The sequence below is a fragment of the Pseudomonas sp. URMO17WK12:I11 genome, from assembly GCF_007677725.1.
Classification (GTDB): Bacteria; Pseudomonadota; Gammaproteobacteria; order Pseudomonadales; family Pseudomonadaceae; genus Aquipseudomonas.
On sequence record NZ_VEDF01000072.1, the window covers coordinates 1 to 232 of the forward strand.

At 69.8% G+C, this 232-nt stretch carries 1 protein-coding gene; it reads left to right on the forward strand.

Annotated features, from left to right (window positions below):
- Positions 1 to 232, forward strand: a 232-nt coding sequence (locus FS665_RS23260) for a hypothetical protein (protein WP_145193678.1), incomplete at both ends; no start/stop codon positions are given.

The following is a 232-nucleotide window of genomic DNA, read 5'->3' on the forward strand; positions in this document are numbered from 1 at the left end:
GTGGCAAGCACCTGGTGGCCTATCTGGTGGCCGAGCAGGGCGAAACGCTGGAGGCGGTCAAGGCGCACCTGGCGGCGGTGCTGCCGGACTACATGGTGCCGAGCCAGTGGGTGCTGCTCGAGCGCATGCCGCTGTCGCCCAACGGCAAGCTCGACCGCAAGGCGCTGCCCAAGCCTGAGCTGGGCCAGTCGCGGCGCGAGTTCGTAGCGCCGCAGAGCGAGCTGGAGCAACG